At 74.1% G+C, this 23738-nt stretch carries 21 protein-coding genes; 10 read left to right on the top strand and 11 right to left on the bottom strand.

The features are described from left to right. Window positions 1-32 precede the first annotated feature (32 nt). The 3 genes from FB455_RS22695 to FB455_RS22705 are packed head-to-tail and all read left to right on the top strand — an operon-like array spanning window position 33 to window position 2729. Window positions 33-1340 (top strand): flavin-containing monooxygenase, encoded by a 1308-nt coding sequence (locus FB455_RS22695; RefSeq protein ID WP_013286294.1) that lies wholly within the window; start codon window positions 33-35, stop codon window positions 1338-1340. Further along, window positions 1337-2209, top strand: coding sequence for an SDR family NAD(P)-dependent oxidoreductase (locus tag FB455_RS22700; protein WP_013286295.1), 873 nt, complete (start codon window positions 1337-1339; stop codon window positions 2207-2209). The genes FB455_RS22695 and FB455_RS22700 overlap by 4 nt, the downstream gene beginning before the upstream one ends. Window positions 2210-2219: 10 nt before the next feature. Next, window positions 2220-2729: an NUDIX hydrolase gene (locus FB455_RS22705; RefSeq protein ID WP_013286296.1), complete on the top strand. Its 510-nt coding sequence runs from the start codon at window positions 2220-2222 to the stop codon at window positions 2727-2729. Here the strand turns inward: FB455_RS22705 and FB455_RS22710 are convergent. From FB455_RS22710 to FB455_RS22730, 5 genes are all read right to left on the bottom strand, one after another. After that, complete coding sequence (locus FB455_RS22710; RefSeq protein WP_013286297.1) at window positions 2726-4903, bottom strand: glycoside hydrolase family 95 protein; 2178 nt, start codon at window positions 4901-4903, stop codon at window positions 2726-2728. The genes FB455_RS22705 and FB455_RS22710 overlap by 4 nt on opposite strands. After that, entirely contained in the window at window positions 4900-5919 is a 1020-nt protein-coding gene (locus FB455_RS22715; RefSeq protein ID WP_013286298.1) for a LacI family DNA-binding transcriptional regulator, read from the bottom strand. Before FB455_RS22715 ends, FB455_RS22710 begins: the two co-directional genes overlap by 4 nt. Further along, a complete protein-coding gene (locus FB455_RS22720) occupies window positions 5916-8321 on the bottom strand; it encodes a glycoside hydrolase family 3 C-terminal domain-containing protein (RefSeq protein ID WP_145754943.1) in 2406 nt (801 codons plus the stop codon). Before FB455_RS22720 ends, FB455_RS22715 begins: the two co-directional genes overlap by 4 nt. 240 nt (window positions 8322-8561) lie before the next feature. Beyond that, entirely contained in the window at window positions 8562-9758 is a 1197-nt protein-coding gene (locus tag FB455_RS22725) for an ROK family transcriptional regulator (protein ID WP_013286300.1), read from the bottom strand. Window positions 9759-9806: 48 nt separating this feature from the next. After that, complete coding sequence (locus tag FB455_RS22730; protein WP_013286301.1) at window positions 9807-12170, bottom strand: TIM-barrel domain-containing protein; 2364 nt, start codon at window positions 12168-12170, stop codon at window positions 9807-9809. Between the two features lie 115 nt (window positions 12171-12285). On the opposite strand from FB455_RS22730, the gene FB455_RS22735 reads away from it, so the two are divergent. Beyond that, window positions 12286-14286 carry a beta-galactosidase gene (locus FB455_RS22735; RefSeq protein WP_013286302.1) on the top strand — a complete coding sequence of 667 codons (2001 nt, stop codon included), beginning with the start codon at window positions 12286-12288 and terminating at the stop codon, window positions 14284-14286. Window positions 14287-14335: 49 nt separating this feature from the next. Here the strand turns inward: FB455_RS22735 and FB455_RS22740 are convergent, their stop codons facing one another. Then, window positions 14336-14986, bottom strand: a complete 651-nt coding sequence (locus FB455_RS22740; RefSeq protein ID WP_013286303.1) for a LysE family translocator — start codon at window positions 14984-14986, stop codon at window positions 14336-14338. Window positions 14987-15114: 128 nt separating this feature from the next. On the opposite strand from FB455_RS22740, the gene FB455_RS22745 reads away from it, so the two are divergent. Then, window positions 15115-15651, top strand: coding sequence for a GNAT family N-acetyltransferase (locus FB455_RS22745; protein WP_013286304.1), 537 nt, complete (start codon window positions 15115-15117; stop codon window positions 15649-15651). A gap of 19 nt (window positions 15652-15670) precedes the next feature. Here FB455_RS22745 and FB455_RS22750 read toward each other — a convergent pair whose 3' ends face one another. Next, a complete protein-coding gene (locus FB455_RS22750) occupies window positions 15671-16057 on the bottom strand; it encodes a YkvA family protein (RefSeq protein WP_013286305.1) in 387 nt (128 codons plus the stop codon). A gap of 129 nt (window positions 16058-16186) precedes the next feature. Between FB455_RS22750 and FB455_RS22755 the strand changes: the two genes are divergently transcribed. Continuing rightward, the gene (locus FB455_RS22755; protein ID WP_013286306.1) at window positions 16187-16657 is read left to right on the top strand and encodes a DnaJ family domain-containing protein; all 471 of its coding nucleotides are present in this window, start codon (window positions 16187-16189) and stop codon (window positions 16655-16657) included. A 6-nt stretch (window positions 16658-16663) separates the two neighbouring features. Here FB455_RS22755 and FB455_RS22760 read toward each other — a convergent pair whose 3' ends face one another. Both FB455_RS22760 and FB455_RS22765 read right to left on the bottom strand, forming a co-directional pair. Next, entirely contained in the window at window positions 16664-17230 is a 567-nt protein-coding gene (locus tag FB455_RS22760; protein ID WP_013286307.1) for a maleylpyruvate isomerase N-terminal domain-containing protein, read from the bottom strand. Next, window positions 17227-18003 carry a class I SAM-dependent methyltransferase gene (locus tag FB455_RS22765; RefSeq protein ID WP_013286308.1) on the bottom strand — a complete coding sequence of 259 codons (777 nt, stop codon included), beginning with the start codon at window positions 18001-18003 and terminating at the stop codon, window positions 17227-17229. Before FB455_RS22765 ends, FB455_RS22760 begins: the two co-directional genes overlap by 4 nt. Window positions 18004-18237: 234 nt before the next feature. On the opposite strand from FB455_RS22765, the gene FB455_RS22770 reads away from it, so the two are divergent. Further along, the gene (locus FB455_RS22770) at window positions 18238-19197 is read left to right on the top strand and encodes a TerC family protein (protein WP_013286309.1); all 960 of its coding nucleotides are present in this window, start codon (window positions 18238-18240) and stop codon (window positions 19195-19197) included. 55 nt (window positions 19198-19252) lie between these two features. After that, window positions 19253-20110, top strand: a complete 858-nt coding sequence (locus tag FB455_RS22775) for an MBL fold metallo-hydrolase (RefSeq protein WP_013286310.1) — start codon at window positions 19253-19255, stop codon at window positions 20108-20110. Window positions 20111-20142: 32 nt separating this feature from the next. Here the strand turns inward: FB455_RS22775 and FB455_RS22780 are convergent, their stop codons facing one another. Next, complete coding sequence (locus FB455_RS22780; RefSeq protein WP_235437659.1) at window positions 20143-20865, bottom strand: hypothetical protein; 723 nt, start codon at window positions 20863-20865, stop codon at window positions 20143-20145. 231 nt (window positions 20866-21096) lie between these two features. On the opposite strand from FB455_RS22780, the gene FB455_RS22785 reads away from it, so the two are divergent. Next, window positions 21097-21843: an SDR family oxidoreductase gene (locus FB455_RS22785; protein WP_013286312.1), complete on the top strand. Its 747-nt coding sequence runs from the start codon at window positions 21097-21099 to the stop codon at window positions 21841-21843. Here the strand turns inward: FB455_RS22785 and FB455_RS22790 are convergent. After that, window positions 21823-22416 (bottom strand): TetR/AcrR family transcriptional regulator, encoded by a 594-nt coding sequence (locus tag FB455_RS22790; RefSeq protein WP_013286313.1) that lies wholly within the window; start codon window positions 22414-22416, stop codon window positions 21823-21825. The genes FB455_RS22785 and FB455_RS22790 overlap by 21 nt on opposite strands. A gap of 128 nt (window positions 22417-22544) precedes the next feature. On the opposite strand from FB455_RS22790, the gene FB455_RS22795 reads away from it, so the two are divergent. After that, a complete protein-coding gene (locus FB455_RS22795; RefSeq protein WP_420063441.1) occupies window positions 22545-23717 on the top strand; it encodes a macrolide family glycosyltransferase in 1173 nt (390 codons plus the stop codon). The last annotated feature ends 21 nt before the right edge of the window (window positions 23718-23738 follow it).

Below are 23738 nucleotides of genomic sequence, written 5' to 3' on the forward strand. Positions count from 1 at the left end.
TATCCATCAGTCGTTGGATTAAGGAGGCGGGTATGGCCACACCCAGGGTCGCTGTCGTCGGCGCCGGAGCCGCCGGGCTGGCCACGCTCAAGGCGCTCGCCGACGCCGGTGTCCCGGCGGTGGCGTTCGAGGCGGCGGACACGCTCGGCGGCCTCTGGGTGTACGGCGCCCCCGGCTCGCCCGCGTACCGGACGCTGCACCTGAACACCAGCAAGGGGCGCACCGAGTTCGCCGACCATCCGATGCCCGCCGACTGGCCCGACTACCCCGACCACGCCCGCGTCGCCGGCTACCTCGGCGACTACGCCGACCGGTTCGGGCTGCGCGAGGCGGTACGGCTGCGGCACACCGTCGAGCAGGTCACCCGCACCGGCGACGGCTGGCGGGTGCGGGCCACCGGCCCGGACGGCCCGGTCGAGGTCGACGTCGAGGCGGTGGTGGTCGCCAACGGGCACAACCGGGTGCCGAAGCGACCCGAGCCGTACCCGGGCGAGTGCGCCGCCGAGCAGATGCACAGCCACGACTACCGCGGCCCGGAACAGCTCGCCGGGCGACGGGTCCTCGTGGTCGGTGGCGGCAACTCGGCCATGGACATCGCCGTCGACGCCTCGTACGCCGCCGAACGCACGCTGCTGTCGCTGCGCCGCGGCGTGTGGGTGGTGCCCAAGTACCTGCTCGGCCGCCCGTCGGACACGCTCAACGGCGCGCTGGCCCGGCGGCTGCCCTGGCGGCTGCGGCAGCGGATCAGCCAGACCATGATCACCACTGCGGTCGGCCCGCCCACCCGGTACGGGCTGCCCGCACCGGCGCACGGCTTCCTCCAGGACCACCCGACGCTGTCCGACGCGCTGCTGTCCCGGCTCACCCACGGCGACATCCAGGCCCGGCCCGGCATCGCCCGCTTCGACGGCGACCGGGTCGAGTTCACCGACGGCCGCCACGACGAGATCGACCTGGTCGTCTGGTGCACCGGCTACCGGGTGGAGGTGCCGTTCCTCGACCCGGCGCTGCTCGGCGACGGCGCCGACCGGCTGCCGCTGTACCGGCACGTGTTCCACCTGGACGCCCCCGGTCTGGCGTTCGTCGGGCTCATGCAGTCCACCGGCGCGGCGTTCCCCCTGGTCGAGGCGCAGGCCCGGCTGGTGGCCGCGCGCCTGGCCGGCACCTGGACGCCACCGGATCCGGCCCGGCAGGCCGCCGCCTGCCGCGACGAGTTGCGCGCCGCCACCGCCCGGTGGGGGCAGCGCCGCCCGCACATGCGCGTGGACTTCGACGTCTACCTGGCCGAACTGGGCCGCGAACTGGCCGCCGGGCGGCGCCGCGCCGGAGCGGCCCGATGAGCGCGGCAGGCCGTGAGCGGACCGGAGTGAACGCGCCGGGCCGTGGCAGCGGGCTGGCCGGACGGCGGGTGCTCGTCACCGGCGCCCGGGGCACGTTCGGGCAGCACCTGGGCGCGGCGCTCACCGCCGCCGGCGCCCACGTGGTCGGGCTGGACCTGCACGCCGACCCCGACGTCACACCGCCGGTGCTCGGCGTCGACCTGACCGACCCGGCCGCGACGCCACCGGCGGTGGCCGCGGCCGTCGACCGGCTCGGCGGGCTGGACCTGCTCGTCAACAACGCCGGTGTCGGCGGGCCCGCGCCCGCCGAGCTGCCGCCGGACGAGGTGGTACGCCGCCAGATCGAGGTGAACCTGCTCGCCGCCTGGCGGACCACCGCCGCCGCGATGCCGGCCCTGGAGGCGGCCCGCGGCCGGGTGATCTTCGTGGCCAGCCGGATGGCGGTGCTGCCGCTGCCGCTGGCCGCCGCGTACGGGGTCAGCAAGCGGGCGCTCGTCGCGTACGCCGACGCGCTGCGCCACGAAGTCGGCACCCACGTGGGCGTCAGCGTCGTCTACCCGAGCATGGTCGCCTCCCCGATCCACGACAGCACCGTGGCGGCCGGGCTGTCGCTGAGCGGGGTGTCCCGCCCGGAGCCGGTCGAGGGGGTGGTGGCCGCGATCCTGCGCGCCGCGACCGCCCGGCGCGCGCCACGGGACGTCGCCACCACCCGGCGCGGCCGGATCGAACTGGCGCTGGCCCGGCACGCTCCGGCGCTGGCCGACCGGATGGTGCGCCGTACCGTCGCCACAAGACTGGCCGCCGGTGACCTGGACGGTGCGGCGCTGGCCGAGGGCATGGTCCGGCGGCACCGGCAGGACCGCCGGTAGCCTGCTCGCCATGGCCGTCTCGCCCTACATCGCCCGGCTGCGCCGCCACGTCGGCCACGACCTGCTCATGCTGTACGGCGTCAGCGGCGTGGTCACCGACGACGCGGGACGGGTGCTGCTGGCCCGCCGGGGCGACAACGGCCGCTGGTCGGTCCCGGCGGGCACCGTCGACCCGGGCGAGCAGCCCGCCGACGCGCTGGTGCGGGAGGTCCACGAGGAGACGGGCGTGAAGGTGGCGATCGACCGGCTCGCCGGTGTCGCCACCCACCCGGTGGTCTACCCCAACGGCGACGCCTGCGAATACCTGAACATCTGGTTCCGCTGCCGGGCGGTCGGCGGGGCACCGGCGGCCGACGGCGACGAGTCGCTGGCGGTGGCCTGGTTCGCGCCGGACGCGCTGCCCGACCTGGACGACTGGGCGCGGCTGCGGATCGGCACCGCGCTCACCGACGACGCCCCGCCCTGGTACGCCGCGCCGGGACAGAGTCACCCGGCGCTGCACCAGCCCGACAATCTCTAGCCGAACGCCACCTCGTACGGCCGGCCCGGGGTCAGCGTCACCGCACGGTGGCCGCCGGGCGCGTGCACGACTACGCGCTGCGCCACCGGCGACACCAGCCGCGCCCGGACCCGGCCCGGCGTCCAGGTCAGCTCCTCGACGACGACCCGGCCCCGGCAGGTGATGCCGCGCAGCGTGCCCGAGGACAGGCCCGGTAGCGGCGCGGGCAGTAGCCGCAGCGTTCCCGGGCACGACTGCACCAGCGACTCGATCAGCACCGCCGGGAGCGCGTGCGCGGCGTCGGCGTTGTACGTGGTCCGGCCCGGGTTGTGCGCGCTCATCAACGACCGGAAGAACATGTCCGCGCCGAGGATCTTGCGCAGGTTCGCCGCGACCAGTTCGCCGTCGCGCAGCCGTGCCGCCGCCAGCGCCCGGTGCAGGCTGCCGTGCGCGGACCGGTTCTCGTCGCCGCGCAGCGTCAGCGCCCGGTGCGCGGCGGCGGCCAGTTCCGGGGTGTCGTCCGGGTCGATCTCGTGCAGCGGCCACACCGGATACAGGTGGCTGACGTGCCTGTGGTCCTCGTCGCCGGTGCTGCCCGGCCACGCCCACTCGGCGAGCGCGCCGCGCCCGTCGACCAGGTAGTCCGGCGGCCGCACCCCGGCCCACCGGTCATCGCCTGTCACCTCGGCGGCCAGCCGCAGCGCGTGCCGGGCGGCGGCGACGTCCATGGTGGCGTTGACCGCGACCGGCGCGACCCGGCCGGTGTCGTCGTACGGGCCGGTCTCCGGCGAGTACGACGGCACCAGCGCCGGCCGCCCGTCCACGACGGTCAGCACGTCGGCGAAGAAGTCCGCCACCTCGGCCAGCCAGCCGGCCACCTCGCCCAGCGGCTCACCGGTGACCATGTGGTGTTCGTGCAGCGGGTGCAGCAGCCAGTCCGCGCCGGCCAGCCACGCGGTGAACGGCCAGTCGGGGTGGACGTGGAACAGGTGCCCGTGCTCGCCGTCGGTGCGGCTGGGTGCCAGCAGCCCGCGCGCCCCGTACACCGTGCGGGCGTTGGCGCGCCAGTGGTCCACCTGCGCGGCGACCAGCCGGGCGTGCGCGGCTGTCACCTCGGGCAGCGCGCCCACGTTCGCGCCCGCCAGTTGGAGGTTCAGGTTCGCGTCGGTGGTGAAGTCACCGGCCCACGCGGCGTCCCAGGAGCCCAGCCACAGCCCGGTCAGCCGGGGCGGCAGCACCCCGCTGGCGCTGAACAGCAGGTACCGGCCGGCGTGGAACAGCCGTTCCAGCAGCGCCGGGTCCAGCCGGTCCGGCGCGGCGGCCTGCCGGGCCAGCAGCTCACCGACTGGTAGCGCCCGGTCGGCGGCGGGCACGCCGAGGTCCAGGCCGACCCGGGTGTACGGGCCGAGATGGCGCGGCACGTGCCGGGCCAGCAGCGTGTCGTAGTCCCCGGTCAGCGCGGCGAGCCGCCCCTCCGAGGCCCGGGTACGCCACGGCGGCGCGCCGGGCCGGTCCACGAGCGTGGTGAGCAGCGCCGGTCCGCGTACCCGCACCCGGTCGCCGTCGACGGTCACGTCGCCGCGCAGCAACGTCAGCCCTTCGAACCCGTACGCGCCGCCGGCGTCCGGATAGCGGGCGCGGACCCGCAGGAACACCAGCCCGCCGCGGCGGTACGCGGCGTGCTCGTACACCACGTCGGCCGGCTTGCCGGGCAGCTCACCCGTCGCCCCGACCACGCAGTCGCCCTGGTCGAGGTGAAGCACCGCCACGTCGTCGGCGCGGGAGGCGAAGCAGCGCCGCCGCCCGCCCGACCAGTCGACAGTCACCTCCCCGGTGGTGAAGTCGGTGTCGCGCCGGTAGTCGCGTACCGGTCCGGGCGCGGCGTCGACTGTGAGCGCGTACCCGGGGTGGAACGACTGGGTCCACTCCAGTTCCCGGCCGCCGGTGAGCAGCCGGGCGGCCTCGGCCCGGCGTCCGGCGAGCACCAGCGCGCGGATGTGCGGCATCCGGCCGGCCAGCTCGGGCGCGCGGGCGTCCCGGGTGCCGTTCGGCAGGACGAGCCGGTGGTGGTTCACCACGATCCGTTCCGCGTGCGGCCGCCCGTGGACCATGAGTCCCAGCTCGCCGTTGCCGGTGAGGAACGCGTCCGTCCAGTCGTCGGCCGGTACGGTGTCGTGGATGCGGTGCGCCGTCACCGGCCGGCGCTGGTGTCCCGCACGGTGAGGTGCGGTTCCAGCAGCGTCACCTCCGGCACCGGCTCGCCGTTCAGGCGCCGCATCAGCAACGCCACCGCCTGCCGTCCGACCTCCTCGGCGGGCACCGGCACGCAGGTGAGCCCTGACTGCTCGGCCAGCTCGTCCGGGCAGATCGCGACCACCGACACGTCGCGGGGCACCCGGCGGCCCAGCAGCGGCAGCGTGGCGAGCACCGGCCCGACCGCCGACTCGTTCTGCACGACCAGCCCGGTGACGTCCGGATGGTCGGCGAGCAGCGCCTCCAGGTCCCGGCGTACCGCGGCCGGTCCCTCCTCGCAGGGCCGGGTCACCGCGTCGACGCCGAGCCGCTCGGCCGCGGCGCGTACCCCGGCGCGGGTGCGGTGGGCGAACCCGGTGCCCCGGTCGTAGACCGCGGCGGGGGCGCCGAGCAGCGCGATCCGCCGGTGCCCGGCGGCGGCCAGGTGTTCCACGCACAGCTCACCGGCGCGCCGGAAGTCGAGGTCCACGCAGGCCAGCCCGGTGCTGTCGGCAGGGTGCCCGATCAGGACGCCGGGTAGCGCCAGCTCGCGCAGCAGCGGCACCCGGGAGTCCTCCAGCTCCACGTCCATCAGCAGCACGCCGTCGACGAGCGCGCTGCCGGCGATGCGGTGCAGCCCGGCCGGTCCCTCGTCGGCGGTGACCAGCAGCACGTCGTGGTCGTAGCGCCGGGCGGTGGTGACCACGGCGGTGGCGAACCGCATCACCACTGGCACCTGCATGCCGGTACGCAGCGGCAGCACCAGCGCGATCACGTTGGCCTTGCGGCTGGCCAGCGCCCGGGCCCCGGCGTGCGGGTGGTAGCCGAGCGCGCGGACGCTGGCGAGCACCCGTCCCCGGGTGGTGGCCGAGATGGTGCGCTTGCCGCTGAGCACGTACGACACGGTGCTGGCGGCCACCCCGGCGTGCCGGGCCACGTCGGCGATGGTGACCTGCTCACCCGGGGTCCGGCCGCTCACCGGACCGCCCCGATGCGGGAGCCCGCCGGCTCGGCGGTGGCGTCGCCGCCGGTCACTGTCAGCGCGCCGGCGAGCCGGATGTCCCGCGCGGACCGGCCGACCAGCACGGAGTGGACGGCGTCCTCCACCACCATCGCGGCGCGGGTCTCGTCCCACCAGGCCAGATCGGCGGTACGCAGCCGCAGCGTCACCCGGGCGGCGCAGCCCGGGTCGAGCGTGACGCGGGCGAAGTCGCGCAACTGCCGCAGCGGCTGCTTGACCCGGGAGCGCCGCTGCCGGGTGTAGAGCTGCACGACCTCGGTGCCCGGGCGGCGGCCCGTGTTGGTGACCTCGACGCTCACCTCCACCTCCTCGCCGGCGCGCGCCGTGGTGGTGCTCAACCGGAGGTCAGCGTAGTCGAACGTGGCGTAGCTGAGCCCGTGCCCGAACGGGTACAGCGGCTCACCCCGGTGGTACAGGTACGTGGCGTCGGCGCCGATGACGTCGTAGTCGAGCAGGTCGGGCAGTTCGGCGGCGTCGGCGTACCAGGTCTGGGTGAGCCGCCCGCCCGGGTCGGCGGCGCCGAGCAGCACATCGGCCAGCCCGTTGCCGTGCTCCTGTCCGCCGTGGGCACTCCACAGCACCGCCGGCACGTGCTCCTGCGCCCAGCCCACCGCGTACGGGTAGCTGCTCGTCAGCGCCAGCACGGTCCGCGGGTTCGCGGCGTGCACGGCCCGCAGCAACTCGGCCTGGCCGGTGGGCAGCTCCAGGTCGGCCCGGTCCTCGGTCTCCCGGCCGTTGACCATCGGGTGGTTGCCGAGCACCACCACCGCCACGTCGGCTTCGGCCGCGAGCGCGGCGGCAGCGGCGGCCCCGTCGACGAGCAGCGTCACGGTGAACACGGCCGGGTCGCCGGTGGCGACGCTCAGCCGTCCGTCCGGTGCGACGCCGACGTGCCGGCCGGTGGCCAGGTGGTGCAGCAGCGCGGTGCCGTCGGGCCGGTGGTGCAGGCGGAACGTCTCGCGTACCACCCAGCCGCCCGGTCCGTCGCGGTCGGCGGCGAGGCCCCCGGTGTCGTCGGCGCCGACGTACCGGCCGGTGTCCACGGCGCGCAGCGCCACCACGTCCTGCCCCCAGTCGACCACGTCGAACTCGGCCGCTGTGTCGCCGAGCGCCAGCGGGCCGTCGTCGTGGCGTACCGCGCGGTCGCCGACGTGCAGGGTGATCCGGTCGGTGCCGGGGTGGGTGGTCACCTCGGGCAGCCGTCCGAGCAGCCCGGCGTACGGGCTGATCGTGTACGGCGGGGTGCCGCTGTACCAGTCGGTGAGCACGGTGTCGGCGAGCGGGCCGAACACCGCGACCCGGGTGCCGGGGCGCAGCGGCAGCAGGCCGTCGTTGCGCAGCAGCACCACCGACTGGCGGGCGGCCTCGCGGGCGAGTTCCCGGTGGGCGAGGCTGTCGAGCGTGTCCGGCGGCACGTCGTCGTGGGGGTCCGGGGCCAGGTCGCCCAGCCGCGACCGCACGGACAGGATCCGCCGTACCGCCCGGTCCACGTGGGAGGGCTCGATCAGTCCGCGCGCCAGCGCCTCGGTGAGGCGCTCCACTGTGGGGGCGCTGTCCTCGTCGTCCTCGGTGAAGCTGTCGATGCCGGCACGCAGCGCGGCGGCGAAGCCCGCCACGTGGTCGGGCAGGTACTCCTGCACGCCGGCGATGTTGCCGACCGCCCCGGCGTCACCCACCACCATGATCTCGTCGTCGGCGTAGCCGCGCAGCTCACCCTCGATCAGTGGGCTCAGGTGCGCTGGCACGCCGTCGACCAGGTTGTACGACGCCATCACCGCCACCGCCGCACCTGCCGCCAGGGGAGCGCGGAACGCGGGCAGCTCGTACTCGTGCAGCACCCGGGGCGGCAAGTCGCTGGAGGTGGTGGCCCGGTCGGTCTCGTTGTTGTAGCCGAGGAAGTGCTTGAGCGTCGGCGCGGTCCGCAGCCGGATCGGGTGGTCGCCGCGCAGCCCCAGCGCGTACGCGGTGGCGAGCCGGCCGGTCAGCCACGGGTCCTCGGACCAGCCCTCCTCGTTGCGCCCCCACCGGGGGTCGCGCAGCGGGTTGACCACCGGCGCCCACACGTTGAGACCGACGCGGTCCGGGTCGGCCCGGTGCTTGACCCGCACCTCGTCGCCGACGGCGGCCCCGACCGCCCGGATCAGGTCCGGGTTCCAGCTCGCGGCCAGGCCGATCGCCTGCGGGAAGACGGTGGCGGTGCCGAGCCACGCGACGCCGTGCAGCGCCTCGGTGCCGGTGCGGAACGCGCGCAGGCCGAGCCGGGGCACCGGCGCCTGCCACTGGTGCAGCAGGCCGAGCTTCTCCGGCAGCGTGAGCCGGGCCAGCAGGTCGTCGAGACGGTGGGGGACGGGGTCGGTCATGGTGGGCGCCTCCGGTCGGCGTACGTGCTGCCGCTCGTTCGTCGAAGCGCTTCGACTAACGAGCCGGTGATGCGGCGGCGCGTACGCGAAAAGGGGTGGTGGTGGGGGTCGGCGATGTCGGCCCGGAGCGGTGGTGAAGCGCTTCGACAACCGCCGAAAAACACGCCGCTTCGCAGGTTGCCCGGTCCCGAAACGCGGCGCTACCGAGGTTGACACCTTCCGGCGGGTGCGGTCAAGGGGTCATCCGGCGGGCAGGCGTCCTGCCTCCACTGTGGCCATTGCGGCGGTGGCCCCGCCCAGCGCGCCGGCCGCGGACCCGAGCGTGCTGGCCTCCAGCCGCACGCCGGGTGGGACCGGTGTGCGGGCGGCGAGTTCGGCGTGGGCGGCCGGCAGCAGCCACGGCGCGAGCGCCGCCAGGTGACCGCCGACCACCACCACCTCCGGGTCGAGTAGCCCGGACAGCACCGACACGGCCTGCCCGAGCAGCCGGCCCATCTCGGTGAGCCCGGTCCGTACCGGCTCGTCCCCGGCGCGGGCCAGGGCCTGGATCCGTTCGATCTCCGGCAGGTGGTCGGTGACCGGCCCGGCGTCTGGTAGCAGCCGGCGGATCACCGCGTCCACGCCGAGCAGCGCGGTGAGGCAGCCGCGCCGCCCGCAGTCGCAGGCCGGGCCGTCAGCGGCCAGCGGCAGGTGCCCGACGTCCCCGGCGAAGCCCCGGCCGCCGCGCAGCAGCCGGCCGCCGCTGATCAGGCCCGCGCCGATCGCCGGGCCGCCGGTGAGGTGCACCAGATCGGTGGTGGCGGCGTACGGGCCGTGCCGCCGCTCGGCCAGCACGGCGAGGTTGGCCTCGGTGTCGACGGCGACGGGGAAACCCGGGTCGCGTAGCGCGCGGCGCACCGACGCCGCAAGCGGCACGCCGCGCCAGCCCAGCGCCGGGGCGGCCGGCACGTCGCCGTCGGGATCCACCAGCCCTGGTACGGCAACGGTCAGGCCGAGCACGGTGCGGTCGGCGCCGATCCGGGTGACGGCGCGCCGGACCAGCGCGGCGAGCGCCTTCACCGTCTCCTCGGGACCGGCGGTGGCGGCGGGGAACGCCCGTCGCCAGGTGAGCACCGGGTCGCCGCCCGGTCCGGCGGCGACCGCCACCAGTTCGTCCGCGCCGACGCGCAGGCCGAGCCCGACGTAGCGGGAGCCGTCGAGCACGAGCATGGTGGCCGGGCGGCCCACCCGGTTCTCGGTCAGCCCGGTCTCCCGCAGCAGGCCGTGCTCGATCAGCTCGGCGACCAGGCTGGAGACGGTGGCCTTGTTCAGCCCGGTGTGCGCGGCCACGTCGGCCCGGGAGCAGGGGGCATGCCGGCGGACGTGCCGGAGCACAGCGGCCCGGTTGGTCACCCGCACGTCGCCGAGGTCGGCCGTCGGCCGGTCGATGCTGATCACGTACTGCCCGCCTCCTGCGCCCGGCCCCGAGTTCGGCTACAGCTTAAACTAAATGGGCGAGATTCCGGCCGGCCGGTCTCCGCCGCCGAACCACGGCGCGAACGGCGTCACCGGGACCGGCTCGCCGTCGAGCACCACCCGGCGCGGCGGATCCTCACCGACCACGCTGACCCGCCGTACGTCCAGCGGCCCGTCCACGCGTACACGCAGCGTGTCCCCGTCGCGCACGGCGGTGATCGTGGTGTCGCCGTCGGGGTCGTGCACCATGCTCACGCCGTCCACGCCGCCCCATGCCACCAGCGTGACGTCCCGGAACGCGCCGGTCCCGACCGTCGCCGCGGGCGTCACCGTGGGGATCAGCGCGCCGTGCCGCACGTACAGCGGCAGCCGATCGAGCGGCACGCTCACCCGCAGGTGCCGGCTGCCGGGGTGCCGCTGCCCCGTGTACGCGTCGAGCCAGTCGTCGCCCGCCGGCAGGTAGACGGCACGCTCGCCGGACGGGTCGAGCACCGGCGCCACCAGCAGGTCGGGGCCGAGGCGGTACTGGAGGTCGGCGGTCCAGGCGGCCGGGTCGTCAGGGGTGTCGACGAGCAGCGCCCGCAGCATCGGGCCGCCGGTGCGGGCGCTCGCCACCGCCACCGACCAGAGGTACGGCAGCAGCCGGTAGCGCAGCCGCAGCGCGTCCACCGCGTGCCGTTCCGCCTCGGGCGGGAACTCCCACGGCAGGCGGCTGGTGGTGCCGTGCAGCCGTACCAGCGGGGAGAGCGCGCCGAACTGGGTCCAGCGCACGTACAGGTCCGGTTCGGGGGTGCCGTGGAAACCGCCGGTGTCGTGGCTCCAGAACGGCACGCCCGACAGCCCGTGGGACAGGCCGCCACGCAGCGTGCTGGCCATGCCGGGCCAGGTGGCGTTGACGTCGCCGCTCCACTGGGCGCTGTGCCGCTGCCCGCCCAGGTACGACGAGCGCGCCCACACCGTGCGGTGCCCTGCGACCTCCTCGGTGACGTCGGCGACCGCGTCGTTGAACAGCAGCGCGTACACGTTGTGCAGTTCCACGCCGGTCATGCCGTTGTGCGCGACGGCGTCCGCAGGCACGCCCTCGGCGAAGTCGGTCTTGAACGCCGCGACGCCCTGCGCCAGCAGCGGCCGCAGCAGGCCCTGGAACCAGCGCACCGCCGCGGGGTTCGTGAGGTCCACGATGGCGCACTCCGGGTAGCTGCCGTGCCAGGTGTCGGCGACGTACGTGCCGCCGTCGGGGCGGCGCAGGAAGTACCCGGCGGCCTCGGCCTCGGCGTAGAGCGGGCTGCCGGTCATCAGGTACGGGTTCATCCACAGGCACACCCGGAAGCCCTGCTCGGTGAGGTCCTTGAGCATGCCGTCCGGGTCCGGGAAGGCGTCGGCATCCCAGCGCAGGTCCGACCAGTGCCCGGCGACCTGCCAGTAGCAGTCGAGGTGCAGCACGTCGCAGGGGATGTCCCGCTCGCGGATGCGCCGGGCCCGTTCCAGCACGCGCTGCTGGCTGTCCGGGAAGAAGCCCGACGAGATCCAGGCGCCGAACGCCCATCTCGGCGGCAGGTACGGCCGTCCGGTCAGCGTGTCGAGCCGGTCGAGTACCCGCTCCGGGGTGGGTCCGGCCAGCACGTAGTAGTCGAGCAGGTCGTCCGGGACGAGGATCTGCACGCTGCTGTGGGTGCTCGCGCACACGTCGAACTGCACCGGCAGTCCGCTGTCGACGAGGACGCCGTAGCCGCGGTCGGACAGGTAGAACGGCACGTTCTTGTGCGAGCGGTCGGACTCGCCGCCGAACGCGTCGAAGTTCCACATCAGCGGTCGCTGGCCGCGCTTGTCCAGCGGCGTGAACTTCTCGCCGAAGCCGACGAACCGTTCGTCGCCGGGTGCGACGAAGCTCTCGTGCCAGGCCACCGGCTCCCCGTCGACTGTGGAGCGGCCGAGCGGCAGCGTGCGGCGGCGACCGCTGATGTCCCGGGTGCCGCCGTCGGCGGCCAGCAGCAGCCGACCGTCGGGGGTGAGGAAGCGCAACCCCCACGGGTCCAGGCGCACCTCGGCGACCACGCCACCGGCACCCACCCGGACGCGCCCGTCGGTGACAGTCACCGTGGCCGGGTGCGGCTGCGGGTGGACCAGCGTCAGTGCCCGTGCGGACCGGCTGCGGACCGAGAGGTCGTCGGCGAGGCGTACCCGGATGATCCCGTCCCCGGCGGCCTCGACGCGCGCGGCGAGCGTGCGGCCGGACGCGCAGGTCGCGGTGAGCGTGACCCCCTGCGCGTCGGTCGCGGCGACCTCGGCCCGCAGCACGTCGTCGGCGCCCTCCTCGCCGGGGGCGCGGACCGGCAGGTCGGGCGGGTCGGCCACGAACGTCTCGTACGGGACCAGCGGCGGGCGGTACGGCATGGGCGTCTCCTCGCGGCGTCCACGGGCGGTCCCGCCAGTTTCTTTGGAAGCCCAACTAACTGTCAATGATCGACGGCATTGACTTTCCGTCTCACCTGTTCCTATTTTGGCCGGGATGCCAACTAAAGCGCTGTGGGACGACGGCCGGCTCTGCTACGGCGGCGACTGGAACCCGGAGCAGTGGCCGCCCGACGTGTGGCGCGAGGACGTCGCCCTGATGCGCGCCGCCGGGGTCAACCTCGTCACCGTCGGCGTGTTCGCCTGGTCCCGGCTGGAACCCGAACCCGGCCGCTACACACTCGACTGGCTCGACGACGTGCTGGACCTGCTGCACACCGGCGGCATCCGGGCCGCCCTGGCCACCCCCACCGCGTCGCCGCCACCCTGGTTCTCGCTGCGCCACCCGGACGCCCTGCCGCTCACCGCCGACGGCGTTCGCCTGCACCACGGCAGCCGGGACACCTACTGCGCCGCCGCGCCCGCGTACCGGGACGCCGCCCGCGGCATCGCCGAGGTGCTCGCCGCCCGCTACGCACACCACCCGGCGCTCGCGCTGTGGCACGTGCACAACGAGTACGGCACCACCTGCCACTGCCCGCACGCCGAGACGGCGTTCCGCCACTGGCTCACCACCCGGTACGGCGACCTCGACGCGCTGAACGACGCCTGGGTCACCAGCTTCTGGAGCCAGCACTACTCCGACTGGGCGCAGGTCGGCACCCCCCGCGCCACCCAGTACCTCGCCAACCCCGGCCAGCTGCTCGACTTCCGCCGCTTCTGGTCCGACACCTTGCTGTCCGCGTACACCGAGCAACGGGACCTGCTGCGCGCGGCGAACCCGGCGGTGCCTGTCACCACCAACTACGTGCTCGGCGACTGGGTGCCGGTCGACCACGCCCGCTGGGCGCGCGAGGTCGACCTGGTCGCGATCGACCACTACCCGTCCGCCACCGACCTGGGCGCGGAGGAGCAGACCGCGTTCGCCGCCGACCTGGCCCGCGGCTGGGCCCGCCACGGCGCCGGACGGCCGGTGCCGTGGCTGCTGATGGAGAGCGCGCCCAACCAGATCCACACCGCCGGGCGCATGCACACCAAGGAACCCGGCCGGATGATCCGGCACAGCCTCGCCCACATCGCGCGCGGCTCCGCCGGGGTGATGTTCTTCCAGTGGCGCGCACCGGCCGGCGGCGCGGAACGCTTCCACTCCGCCGTCGTCTCGCACGCCGGGCCGGACACCCGCGTGTTCCGCGAGGCCGCCGACCTGGGCGCCGCGCTGGGCCGGCTCGCCGGGGCCGCGCCGGGCCGCGTCCAGGCGGCGGTGGCCATCGCGTACGACGCGGCGAGCGGCTGGGCGCTGCGGCACCCGGGAATGCCCCGCGACGGACTCGACCACCCCGGCGAGGCGGCCGCCGTGCACCGGGCGCTGTGGCACGCGGGCGTCACCGCCGACGTGGTGCCGCCCGGCGCCCCGCTCGACGGCGCCCGGCTGCTCGTGCTCCCCGCCCTCTATCTGGCCTCGGACGCCACAGTCGACTGGGTACGCCGGCACGTCCACGACGGCGGGCACCTGCTGGTGACCTGGCTCAGCGGCGTCGCCGACGAGCACGCCCGGGTACGCCTCGGCGGCTACCCGGGCGCGTACCGGGATCTGCTCGGCGTGCGGGTGGAGGAGTTCCACCCCCTCGCCGACGACGAACACGTGCCGCTGACCGGCGGCGGGACCGGCCGGATCTGGTCGGAGACGGTGCACCCGGCCGGCGCGGAGACGGTCAGCGCGTACGCCGGGGGAGTGCCGGCGGGCCGTCCCGCGATCACCCGGAACCGGGTCGGCGACGCGTACGCCTGGTACGTCTCCACCCGCCCCGACGACGACACGTACCGGCGGCTGCTCACCGAGGCGGCCCGGCTCGCCGGTGTGGCCCCGGCCTGCCCCGGCGCGCCCGAGGGTGTGGAGGCGGTACGCCGCCACGACGGCCTGCTCTATCTGCTCAACCACACCGACCGGCCGCAGCGGGTGCCGGCTGCCGGGTTCGAACTGCTCACCGGCGCGGCTGTCGACGGCGAGTTGACGGTGGCGCCGGGCGCCGTGGCGGTGGTACGCGAGAAGACCCCGTGACGCGGCTCTGGCGGCGGGACGTCCTCGGGCGCTGAGGTGCGTACCCGGGTCAGGGGGTGGCGACGGCGGCGCGGGAGCGGTCGGCGGCGATCCGCACCGCGAGCGCCGCCAGCACCGTGCCCATCACCCACCGCTGCACGCGCGCCCAGCCCGGCCGTCGGGTCAGGAACGCCGACACCGAACCGGCGCTCAGCACGATGAGCGCGTTCACGGTCAGCGCCACGACGATCTGGGTCAGGCCGAGCAGCAGACTCTGCACCGCCACGTGCCCGCGCGCCGGGTCGACGAACTGCGGCAGCAGCGACACGTACAGGATGGCGATCTTCGGGTTGAGCAGGTTGGTGACCAGGCCCATGGTGAACAGGCGCCGGGGCCGGTCCGGCGGCAGCGGCGCCGGGGTGAACGCCGACGCGCCACCGGGGCGCAGCGTCCGCCAGGCCAGCCACAGCAGGTAAGCCGCGCCGGCCAGCTTCACCGCCGTGTACAGCGGCGGGACCAGCACGAACACGGTGGCGATACCGGCCACCGCGGCGGCCAGGTAGACCAGGAAGCCGACGGCCACGCCGAGCAGCGACACCAGCCCGGCCCGCCGCCCCTGCGTCACCGACCGGGACACCAGGTAGACCATGTTCGGCCCGGGCGTGAGCACCAGACCGAGCGCCACAAGGGCGATTCCCAGGACCGCGCCGACAGTGACCACGTCGCCTCCCCGTTGCCGACCGTGAACCGGACCCTACGCCGGTTGCCGCCGTCCGCGGGTGCCCGTGGGGCGCTGGTGGGGTGTTGCGCGGGTCACGTGATCGGGTCGAGGGCGGTGATACTTGCCGCATGTCGATCGTGCTGTCCGCGCCGGCCACCCCGACCGCACCCGCCCTGTTGCTGCGCCCGTGGCGCGACGGCGACGCCGGCGCGCTGATCGAGGCGTACCGGGATCCGGTGCTGCGCGCCTGGACCAGGCATCCGGTGACCGGTCCGGCGCAGGCGCAGGTGTTCCTGCGTCGCAGCCACCAGGGCTGGGCCGCAGGGCACCGGTTCATGTTCGCGGTGCTGGAGGAGGACCGGGTGGCGGCCTGCGTGGTGCTCAAGGACGTCCGCCCGGGACGCCCGTCCGCCGAGATCGGCTACTGGACGGCGGCGCCGGCACGCGGGCGGGGCGTCGCGCCACGGGCGGTGGAGGCGGTCACCGCGTGGGCGTTCGCCCGGTTCGCCGCCACCGGCCTGACCCGCCTGGAGCTGCTGCACCAGGTCGACAACCCGGCCTCCTGCCGGGTGGCGGAGAAGAGCGGGTACGTCTTCGCCGAGGTGCTGCCGGCCCGCCCGCCGTTCCCCCGGGACGGCCACCGGCACGTCCGCCACCTGCCCTGACACCGGCCCGCCGCTGCTCTCACGGGCCGAGCAGGCGCAGCAGCAGCCGCGGCTCGCCCGGCCACGCGTCGAGCAGCACCTGCCGGGGCACCTGCCGGGCGGCGTAGCGCAACGCGAGCGCCACCACCACGATGTCGTCCAGCGGGCCGATCACCGGCAGGAACTCCGGGATCAGGTCGATCGGGCTGGCCACCCAGATTCCGGCGACCACGATCGCGACGCGGGCACGGCGGGGCACCCGCGGATCGCGGCGAAGCCGTCGTACCGCTGTCACGCAGTCGGGCACGAACGCGGCCAGATCGCGCAGGATCCCCGGCGGCAGGCGCCGGGCCAGCAGTACCAGGACCGCCCAGCTCACAATCAGGCAGGCCGCCGCCACCGCGAGTCCGATGAGCCAGTCGCGCACGCCGCCACCCCTTTCCCCGGGGGCACGCTACGCCGCAGTCCTGCCCGGCGCCCGGGAACAGCCCGGCCCCGCGCGACGCTGACCCTTGTCGGACGGCGGCGGATACCGTGGGTACGGGAGGTGACGGCGGTGACGACAGACTGGGAGGCCGCGGTCGAGGCGCAGATCCGCTCGGCCCAGGAGCGCGGCGAGTTCGACAACCTGCCGGGCGCCGGCAAGCCCATCCCGGGGCGTGACATGCCCTACGACGAGGGCTGGTGGATCCGCAGCTTCATGGAGCGCGAGCAGATCCCGTCCGACCTGCTGCTGCCCACCCCGCTCCAGTTGCGCCGCCGCATCGAACAGCTCCCGGCCGAGCTGCGCGACCTGCCCACCGAGGAGGCCGTCCGGTCGTACGTGGCGGCGCTCAACACCGAGGTGGTGGCCTGGCTGCGTACCCCGACCGGGCCACGCGTGGTGGTCCGCCCGGTGAACGTCGACGAGGCGGTGCGCCGCTGGCGCGCCGATCGGGAACGCGCCGCGCCGGGCGTCACGGCACCGGAGCCGCAGCGTGCCGCCTCGGCCCGCCCGCGCCGTCGCTGGCGCTGGTGGCGTCGCTGAGAGCGCTCAGGGAAGCGCCGCCTGCCAGGTCCACGCGGTACGCCGCGGCCGGTCGCCGAGCGGCGCGCGGCCGGTCAGCCACAGCAGCACCGGCACCGGGTCGCCGCCCGGCGCGTCGGGGAACAACCGGCGCACCACCCGGGCACACGACTCGGCGGGTGGCGACCAGTCCAGGCCGAGCCCTCGGGTCAGGTCGTGCGTGTGCAGCAGGATCTCGGCCACGCCCATCGCGGCGAACCCGCCCGGATCGCAGGGGCCGAAGTGCCACGCCCGGTCGCCCGGGCTCGCCGCGTCGATGGTGGCGGCGAGCATCCCGGCCGCGGCCGCCGCGACAGTGAGCACCTCGGCGGGCGCGGCGTCGGCGCGTACCCGCAGGTCGAACGGGAGGTAGCCACCGTCGGGCCGGCCGGACACCTGACCGGCGTACGCGGCCAGGTCGTGCGCGACGTGCGCCGCGGTGGTCCAGCAGGACCAGTCCAGGTCGCGCGCGCGTACCGTCCAGTCGCGGTCGACGGCGGGCCGCAGCACGGCGGTCATCGCGGCGGCGGCGGACCGGACATCCGCGCCGTTCACCTGCGCCACACCCGCAGTACGCAGGTGAGCATCGGGAGCGTGAACTCCCCGTCGGCCGTCTCCGGCCGGCTCGCCAGGTAGGCGCGGATGCGGTCGAGCGTCTCCGTACGTTCCCGTTCCGGCATGACCAGCATCCCGGCCCGGGTGGCGAGCGTCGCCACGAGCGAGTCGGCGGTACGGCGCTGCCCGTGCGGGAACTCCGCCTGCTCGGGCGAGCCGAACCGGGCCTCGCCCGTCTTCGGCAGGTGCATGGTCGCCGTCGCGGCGCGCCAGCTCGCGGGCGTGTCCCGGGGGCCGATGGCGGCGCTTCCGCTGACCGCCGCGAGCCCGGCGACCCAGTCGACCCGGTCGTCCACGACGTTCCACAGTCCGGCCAGGACTCCGCCGGGCGCGAGGACCCGGGCGATCTCCGGCCCGGCCACGGCCATGTCGAACCAGTGCATGGCGTTGCCGGCAACGACGGCGTCGACGGAGGAGTCCGGCAGGGGGATCGCCTCGGCGCTGCCGGCGAGCGCACGTACGTCCGGCAGTGTGCGGCGGAGTTCGGCGAGCATCGCCGGGTCCGGCTCCACGGCCGTGACGTCGTCGCTCACCTCGGCCAGGGTGGCGGTGAGCTTGCCGGTGCCCGCGCCGAGGTCGAGCACCCGCACGCCGGGCGCGGGTTCGAGGGCCCATCGCAGGGCGGCGTGCGCATAGTCCGGGCGGTGTTCGGCGTACGCGGTGGCCGCCGCGCCGAACGACGACGAGTGCCGGCGTCGTACGTCTTCGTCCATCCGGTCACCCTATCGACGGCCGGCTCCCCCTTGACGCACGAACTGTGCTTCGTGAATAATCAATCGTAGTTCGAGGGGGAGTACCCGACGATCCACGCACCGCCGTCAGTACGGGCCCGGCCCATCCGGATCCCGGCGGTGCAGCCACCGCTACGGGTGGCCCGGGGAGACCTTCGTCCAGCAGCGCCGGAACACCTCGGGTGTGCCGGCCCCGGGCGAAAGGTCCCCTTCGTCATGTCCGTGTCCTGGTGGATCTGGGCCGTACTGATGCTGGCGATCGCGGCGATGCTCGCCGTCGATCTGTTCCTGCACCGCGACAACCACGTCATCGGCTTCCGTGAGGCAGCGGTCTGGTCCGGCATCTGGATCGCCGCCGGCCTGCTCTTCGGTGTCGTCCTCTGGGCCTGGCAGGGCGGTGACGTGGCCGGCACCTACTACGCCGGCTACCTGATCGAGAAGGCGCTGTCGATCGACAACGTCTTCGTCTTCGCGCTGATCTTCACCTACTTCGCCGTGCCGGCCGCGTTCCAGCACAAGGTGCTGTTCTGGGGTGTCATCGGCGCCCTGGTCTTCCGGCTGGTCTTCATCTTCGTCGGCGCCGAGCTGCTCGAGACGTTCTTCTGGACCGCGTACGTGTTCGGCGCGTTCCTCGTCTACACCGGATACAAGATGGCGTTCCGCCACGACGAGCAGACCCCGCCGGACCGCAACCCCGTCGTCCGGCTGGTCCGCAAGGTCATGCCGACCGACCCGGCCTATCACCGCGACAGGTTCTTCACCCGGGTCGACGGCAAGCGGGTGGCGACTCTGCTGTTCGTGGTCCTGATCGCGGTCGAGGCCACCGATCTGATCTTCGCCGTCGACAGTGTCGCCGCGATCCTGGCCATCACCACCAGCACGTTCATCGTCTGGACCGCCAACGCCTTCGCCATCCTCGGCCTGCGCAGCCTCTACTTCTGCCTCGCGGGGCTGCTGCGCCGCTTCGTGCACCTGCACTACGGCCTGGCCGTCCTGCTCGCCTTCGCGGGCGTCAAGTTGATCCTCTCGGAGACGCCGGTCGGCAAGCTGCCCATCCCGGTCACCCTCGGCGTGATCGTGGTGACGATCGCGGTGTCGATCGGGTGGAGCCTGCGCAGCACCCGGGGCGCCGGGGCGCTCGACGGCGCCGACTCCCCGGCGAGTTCGGCGCGCTGATCCTCCGCCTCCGCGGTACCGCCGCTGGAGCCCATGGGCGCACTACCATCTGCGCATGGGCTCCAGCGGGGCGTCTGTCGAAGCCGTCTTCTTCGGCACCACGACCGTCTACCTGTCCGACGGGACGTCCGGCATCCTGATCGACGGCTTCCTGAGCAGGCCCTCACTGCTCCGCGTCGCACTGGGCCGCGTCGCCCCCGACCTCGGGCGGATCACCCGCGCTCTCTCCCGAGCCGGCGTCACCCTTCTCGACGCCCTCTTCGTCTCCCACTCCCACTACGACCACGCCATGGATGCCCCCGAGGTCGTCAAGCATCTCGGGGGACGGCTGTTCGGCTCCGCGTCGACTCTCAACATGGGACGCGGCGCGGGTCTCGCCGAGGAGTCGATGACGTGCATCGCGGACGGCGACGAGCACAGGATCGGCGCGTTCACCGTGCGCGTGCTCGCCGGCGTCCACAGCCCGGACAACAGGTTTCCGGGCACGATCGAGGAGCCGCTGGTCCCGCCGGTACGGGCGAGCAGTTACCGCGACGGCGGGTGCTTGTCCTTCCTCATCACCCACCCCGGCGGCTCACTGCTGATCCATCCGAGTGCCAACTTCGTGCCGGGCAAGTTCGACGGACTCGACGTCGACGTCCTCTACCTCGCGATCGGCGCCCTGGGGGTTCAGCCGCAGCGGTTCCAGAGCGACTACTGGCGGCACGTGGTGGAAGCGACGCGGCCCGGCCTCATCGTGCCGATCCACTGGGACAACTTCTTCGTGTCGCTGGACCGCAGGCTGCGCCCGCTGCCGGCAATCTTCGACAGGTTCGCCGTGACGAAGGCGTTCCTCGACCGTAAGAGTGAGGAGACCCGGATCCCCGTGCGGTTCCCCGAGCCCTTCGAGGTGATCAGGCCGTTCGCGAGGTAGGGCGCGCGGCCGTTGTGCTCACCGGCGGGGCGTCAGCGGAACCGGTCGACCGTGACGGGAACCATCCCCTGCCGGCGCACCTGCGTCGTCAGACCGTGCAGCAGCACACCGGCCGCTTCGTCGCGTTCCCCGAGAAGGTCGCAGGTCACGTCCAGTGCCCAGGCGGCACCTGCGGCGACCCGGCGCAGATCCCAGCGGAAGGCGTCGCCGGAGACCTGACGGCGTACCGCGCCCAGGATGCGCGTCTCGGGATCCGCCGGGTCGCCGGTGATCGGCATCTGCCAGGCCTCGCTGAGTGCCGCGAGACCGTCCGGGCTCAACTCGCCGGCGAACAGGATCCGGTAGACGCGCGTCTCGCGGAACCCTGGCCGGGGCCCGGAGTCGTTCAACCGCAAGGGGGACGGCGGCGGAGCCGGAGGGGTGCCGAAGCACTCCCGCAGCGCGCCTTCGTCCGGCAGATCCTCACCGCAGAGGTCCCGATAGAGCGCCGCCGCCGCGGACCGGCCGACGGGCGTCACCCGCTTGCGCAACGCGGCGTCCACGCGTAGGCGCCGGCTGGTGGCCGACGCCTCGTGCCAGCGGCCCTCGGAACGAGTCCAGCCACCGCTCACCAGCCCGGCGGAGGAGTGGTCCGCCGCGAGCAGGAACTCCTCGACCAACAGCCCTTCCGGCACGCCGACACCGTCGTACACCACGTAGTAGTGCAGCGCGGGAGGCAAGCCGGCCATCTGTCGCGCGAGGGAAGTCTTCGTCACACGTGGATTGTCGAGCAGTGCGGGAGCTGCCACCGTCCGGCTCGCCGAGGGCTTCGCCGACGCTAATTGCCGGATTACCGGTAACACCAATTGCCTAATACGAACGGTCAAAAAGGACGAATAGGTGGTGCACCATAATGACAGTTATGTGCGCGCACGCGATGCGGGAGCGCCTCGGCCCGTCTCGCCGACTACGGTGAGGCGGACGCATCCGAGAGGAGGCCGATGGCGATGCGGATCGCGGTTGCGGGAGCGACGGGCCGGATCGGGGCACTGACCGTCGCCGCGTTGGAGCGGCAGGGCCACGACGTCGTGCGCATCAGCCGCTCTCTGGGCGTGGATCTGACGACGGGCACCGGGCTGGACGAGGCGCTCGCCGGCGTGGAGGCGGTCGTCGACACGACGAACGTGGCGGCAGGCGATCGCTCCGAGACGGTGGCGTACCTCGGCGGCCTCACGCGCAACCTGCTGGCGGCCGAGCGGCGCGCCGGCGTACGGCACCACGTGCTGCTGTCGATCGTCGGCATCCACCGGGTCGACGACAACGCCCACTACGCGGGCAAGCGGGAACAGGAGCGACTGGTCGCAGGCGGGCCGGTGCCGTGGACGATCGTCCCGGCCACCCAGTTCCACGACTTCGCCGCCATGGTCACCGGCTGGACCGAACGCGACGGCGTCGCCACCGTCGCACCGCTGCTGGTGCAGCCGATCGCACCCCGGGACGTCGCCGACATCCTCGCCGAGGTCGCCGTCGGCGAACCGCAGGGACACCACGCAGACATCGCCGGACCCGCGACGGAGGATCTCGTCGACATGGCCCGGCGCACCCACGAGGCGCGGGGCCGCCGGATCCGGCTTGTTCCGACGTGGTCGGGCGTGTTCGGCACCTCGATGTCCGGCAACGTGCTGCTGCCGGGCGACGGCGTACGCATCGCGCCGACCAGCTTCGACGACTGGCTAGCCGCGGGTGCTCGTTGACGGGGTGACGGCGGCGACGACCAGGTCGACGATGCCGTCGGCGTAGTCGTCGGTCAGTGGGCCGTTGCGCAGCAGCCAGCGGTGGTAGAGCGGGCCGAACAGCAGCTCCACCACCTGGTCCAGGGGAGCGTCGGGGCGTACCTGGCCGGCCTCGCGGGCGGCCTCCAGGCGTACGCGGACGGCGTTCAGCTGGGGGCGGAGCAGCCGGTCGCGCGCCTGGTCGGCCAGCTCCTCGTCGGCGAGAGTCTCGATGGTGACGGCACGGGTGGTCGCGGACAGCCGCGGATCGGCGAACTCGGCGACAGTGGCCCGGAGCACCTCACGCAGATCGGCCCGCAGGTCACCGGTGTCGGGCAGGGCGATGACCTCCGGCATGTCGTCGGCGAGCGCGTCCAGGATGACCGCGCCCTTGCCGCGCCACCAGCGGTAGATGGTCTGCTTGCCGACTCCGGCACGGGCGGCGATCGCCTCGACGGTCAGGGCCGGATAGCCGGTCTCGGCCAGCAGCTCCAGCGCGGCGGCGAGGATCGCGCGGCGGGACTGCTCGTTGCGGCGGGTGGGCTGCGGAGTCACAGCGACAGCCTACAGCGAGACGAGACGTACCGTCTTGACGGGCGCGGTCACCTCGTGCTTTTCTGTGGCAAGCGAGACGGGACGTCTCGTCTCAGTGGAGATCAGGAGATCACTTGCCGCACATCGCCATGGTCAGCATTCCGTTCCACGGCCACGTCAACCCGAGCCTGGAGATCATCAGTACCCTCGTGCGGCGCGGCCACCGGGTCACCTACGCCAACGATCCCGCCTTCGCCGAGGTCGTCCGGGCCACCGGCGCGGAGCTGAAGCCGTACGCCTCGACGCTGCCCGCCGACGGCGGCGCCGGCATCGACGACCCGATCGCACAGCTCACGCTCTTCCTCGACGACGCCGTCGCCATGCTGCCGCAGCTACGGACCGCCTACGCCGACGACCGGCCGGACCTGTTCCTCTACGACATCGCCGGCGCGCCGGCGCGGCTACTCGGCGAGCAGTGGGGGATTCCGGCCGTCCAGCTGTCCTCGACGTTCGTCGCCTGGGACGGCTACGAGCAGGAGATGGCGCCCGCCGTGGAGGCGATGCGGGCAGATCCGCGCGGCGCCGACTACTACCAGCGGTTCACGGCGTGGCTGACCGCTGAGGGTTCGTCGGTCACCGACAGCATGGCGTTCCAGGGGCGGCCGGTGCGCAGCCTCGTCCTGCCGCCGGAGGCGCTCCAGCCGAACGCCGACCGCGTGGACCGGTCGGTCTACAGCTTCGTCGGCCCGGTCCTGGGCGACCGCTCCGACCAGGGCTCCTGGGTACGACCGGAGCGCGCAGACAAGGTGCTGCTCGTCTCGCTCGGCTCCGCCTTCACCCGGCAGCCCGAGTTCTACCGCCGCTGCGTCGCCGCGTTCGGTGACCTGCCCGGCTGGCACACGGTTCTCCAGATCGGCAAGCACGTCGATCCCGCCGAGCTCGGCCCCGTTCCGGACAGCGTCGAGGTGCACCGGTGGGTGCCGCAGCTGGCCGTACTGGAGCAGGCGGATGCCTTCGTCACCCATGCCGGCATGGGCGGCAGCAGCGAAGGTCTCTACTGCGGGACGCCGATGATCGCCGTACCGCAGGCGGCCGACCAGTTCGCGAACGCCGAGCAGCTGGCATCCCTCGGCGTCGCCCGGGTCGTCGACTCGGCCACCGTCACCGCCGCGGAGCTGCGCGAGACGCTGCTCGCCCTCACCGCGGACCCCGCCGTGGTGGCGCGTAGTGCCGAGCTGAAGCGGCAGGCCCGCGCCGCCGGCGGCGCCGACCGGGCCGCCGATCTGATCGAGGCCGAACTCGCCACGGCGAGCGGCGGGTGATGCGTGGTCGCGGCGGCCGGG

This window comes from Micromonospora sp. CNZ296 (genome assembly GCF_007827635.1).

Excerpts from the sequence above, each read along its gene's own strand:
- FB455_RS22770 (WP_013286309.1), top strand. The coding sequence starts at position 18,238 with ATGTCCGTGTCCTGGTGGATCTGGGCCGTACTGATGCTGGCGATCGCG.
- FB455_RS22745 (WP_013286304.1), top strand. The coding sequence starts at position 15,115 with ATGTCGATCGTGCTGTCCGCGCCGGCCACCCCGACCGCACCCGCCCTG.
- FB455_RS22705 (WP_013286296.1), top strand. The coding sequence starts at position 2,220 with ATGGCCGTCTCGCCCTACATCGCCCGGCTGCGCCGCCACGTCGGCCAC.
- FB455_RS22700 (WP_013286295.1), top strand. The coding sequence starts at position 1,337 with ATGAGCGCGGCAGGCCGTGAGCGGACCGGAGTGAACGCGCCGGGCCGT.
- FB455_RS22785 (WP_013286312.1), top strand. The coding sequence starts at position 21,097 with ATGCGGATCGCGGTTGCGGGAGCGACGGGCCGGATCGGGGCACTGACC.
- FB455_RS22775 (WP_013286310.1), top strand. The coding sequence starts at position 19,253 with ATGGGCTCCAGCGGGGCGTCTGTCGAAGCCGTCTTCTTCGGCACCACG.
- FB455_RS22695 (WP_013286294.1), top strand. The coding sequence starts at position 33 with ATGGCCACACCCAGGGTCGCTGTCGTCGGCGCCGGAGCCGCCGGGCTG.
- FB455_RS22730 (WP_013286301.1), bottom strand. The coding sequence starts at position 12,170 with ATGCCGTACCGCCCGCCGCTGGTCCCGTACGAGACGTTCGTGGCCGAC.
- FB455_RS22735 (WP_013286302.1), top strand. The coding sequence starts at position 12,286 with ATGCCAACTAAAGCGCTGTGGGACGACGGCCGGCTCTGCTACGGCGGC.
- FB455_RS22795 (WP_420063441.1), top strand. The coding sequence starts at position 22,545 with ATGGTCAGCATTCCGTTCCACGGCCACGTCAACCCGAGCCTGGAGATC.
- FB455_RS22765 (WP_013286308.1), bottom strand. The coding sequence starts at position 18,003 with ATGGACGAAGACGTACGACGCCGGCACTCGTCGTCGTTCGGCGCGGCG.
- FB455_RS22720 (WP_145754943.1), bottom strand. The coding sequence starts at position 8,321 with ATGACCGACCCCGTCCCCCACCGTCTCGACGACCTGCTGGCCCGGCTC.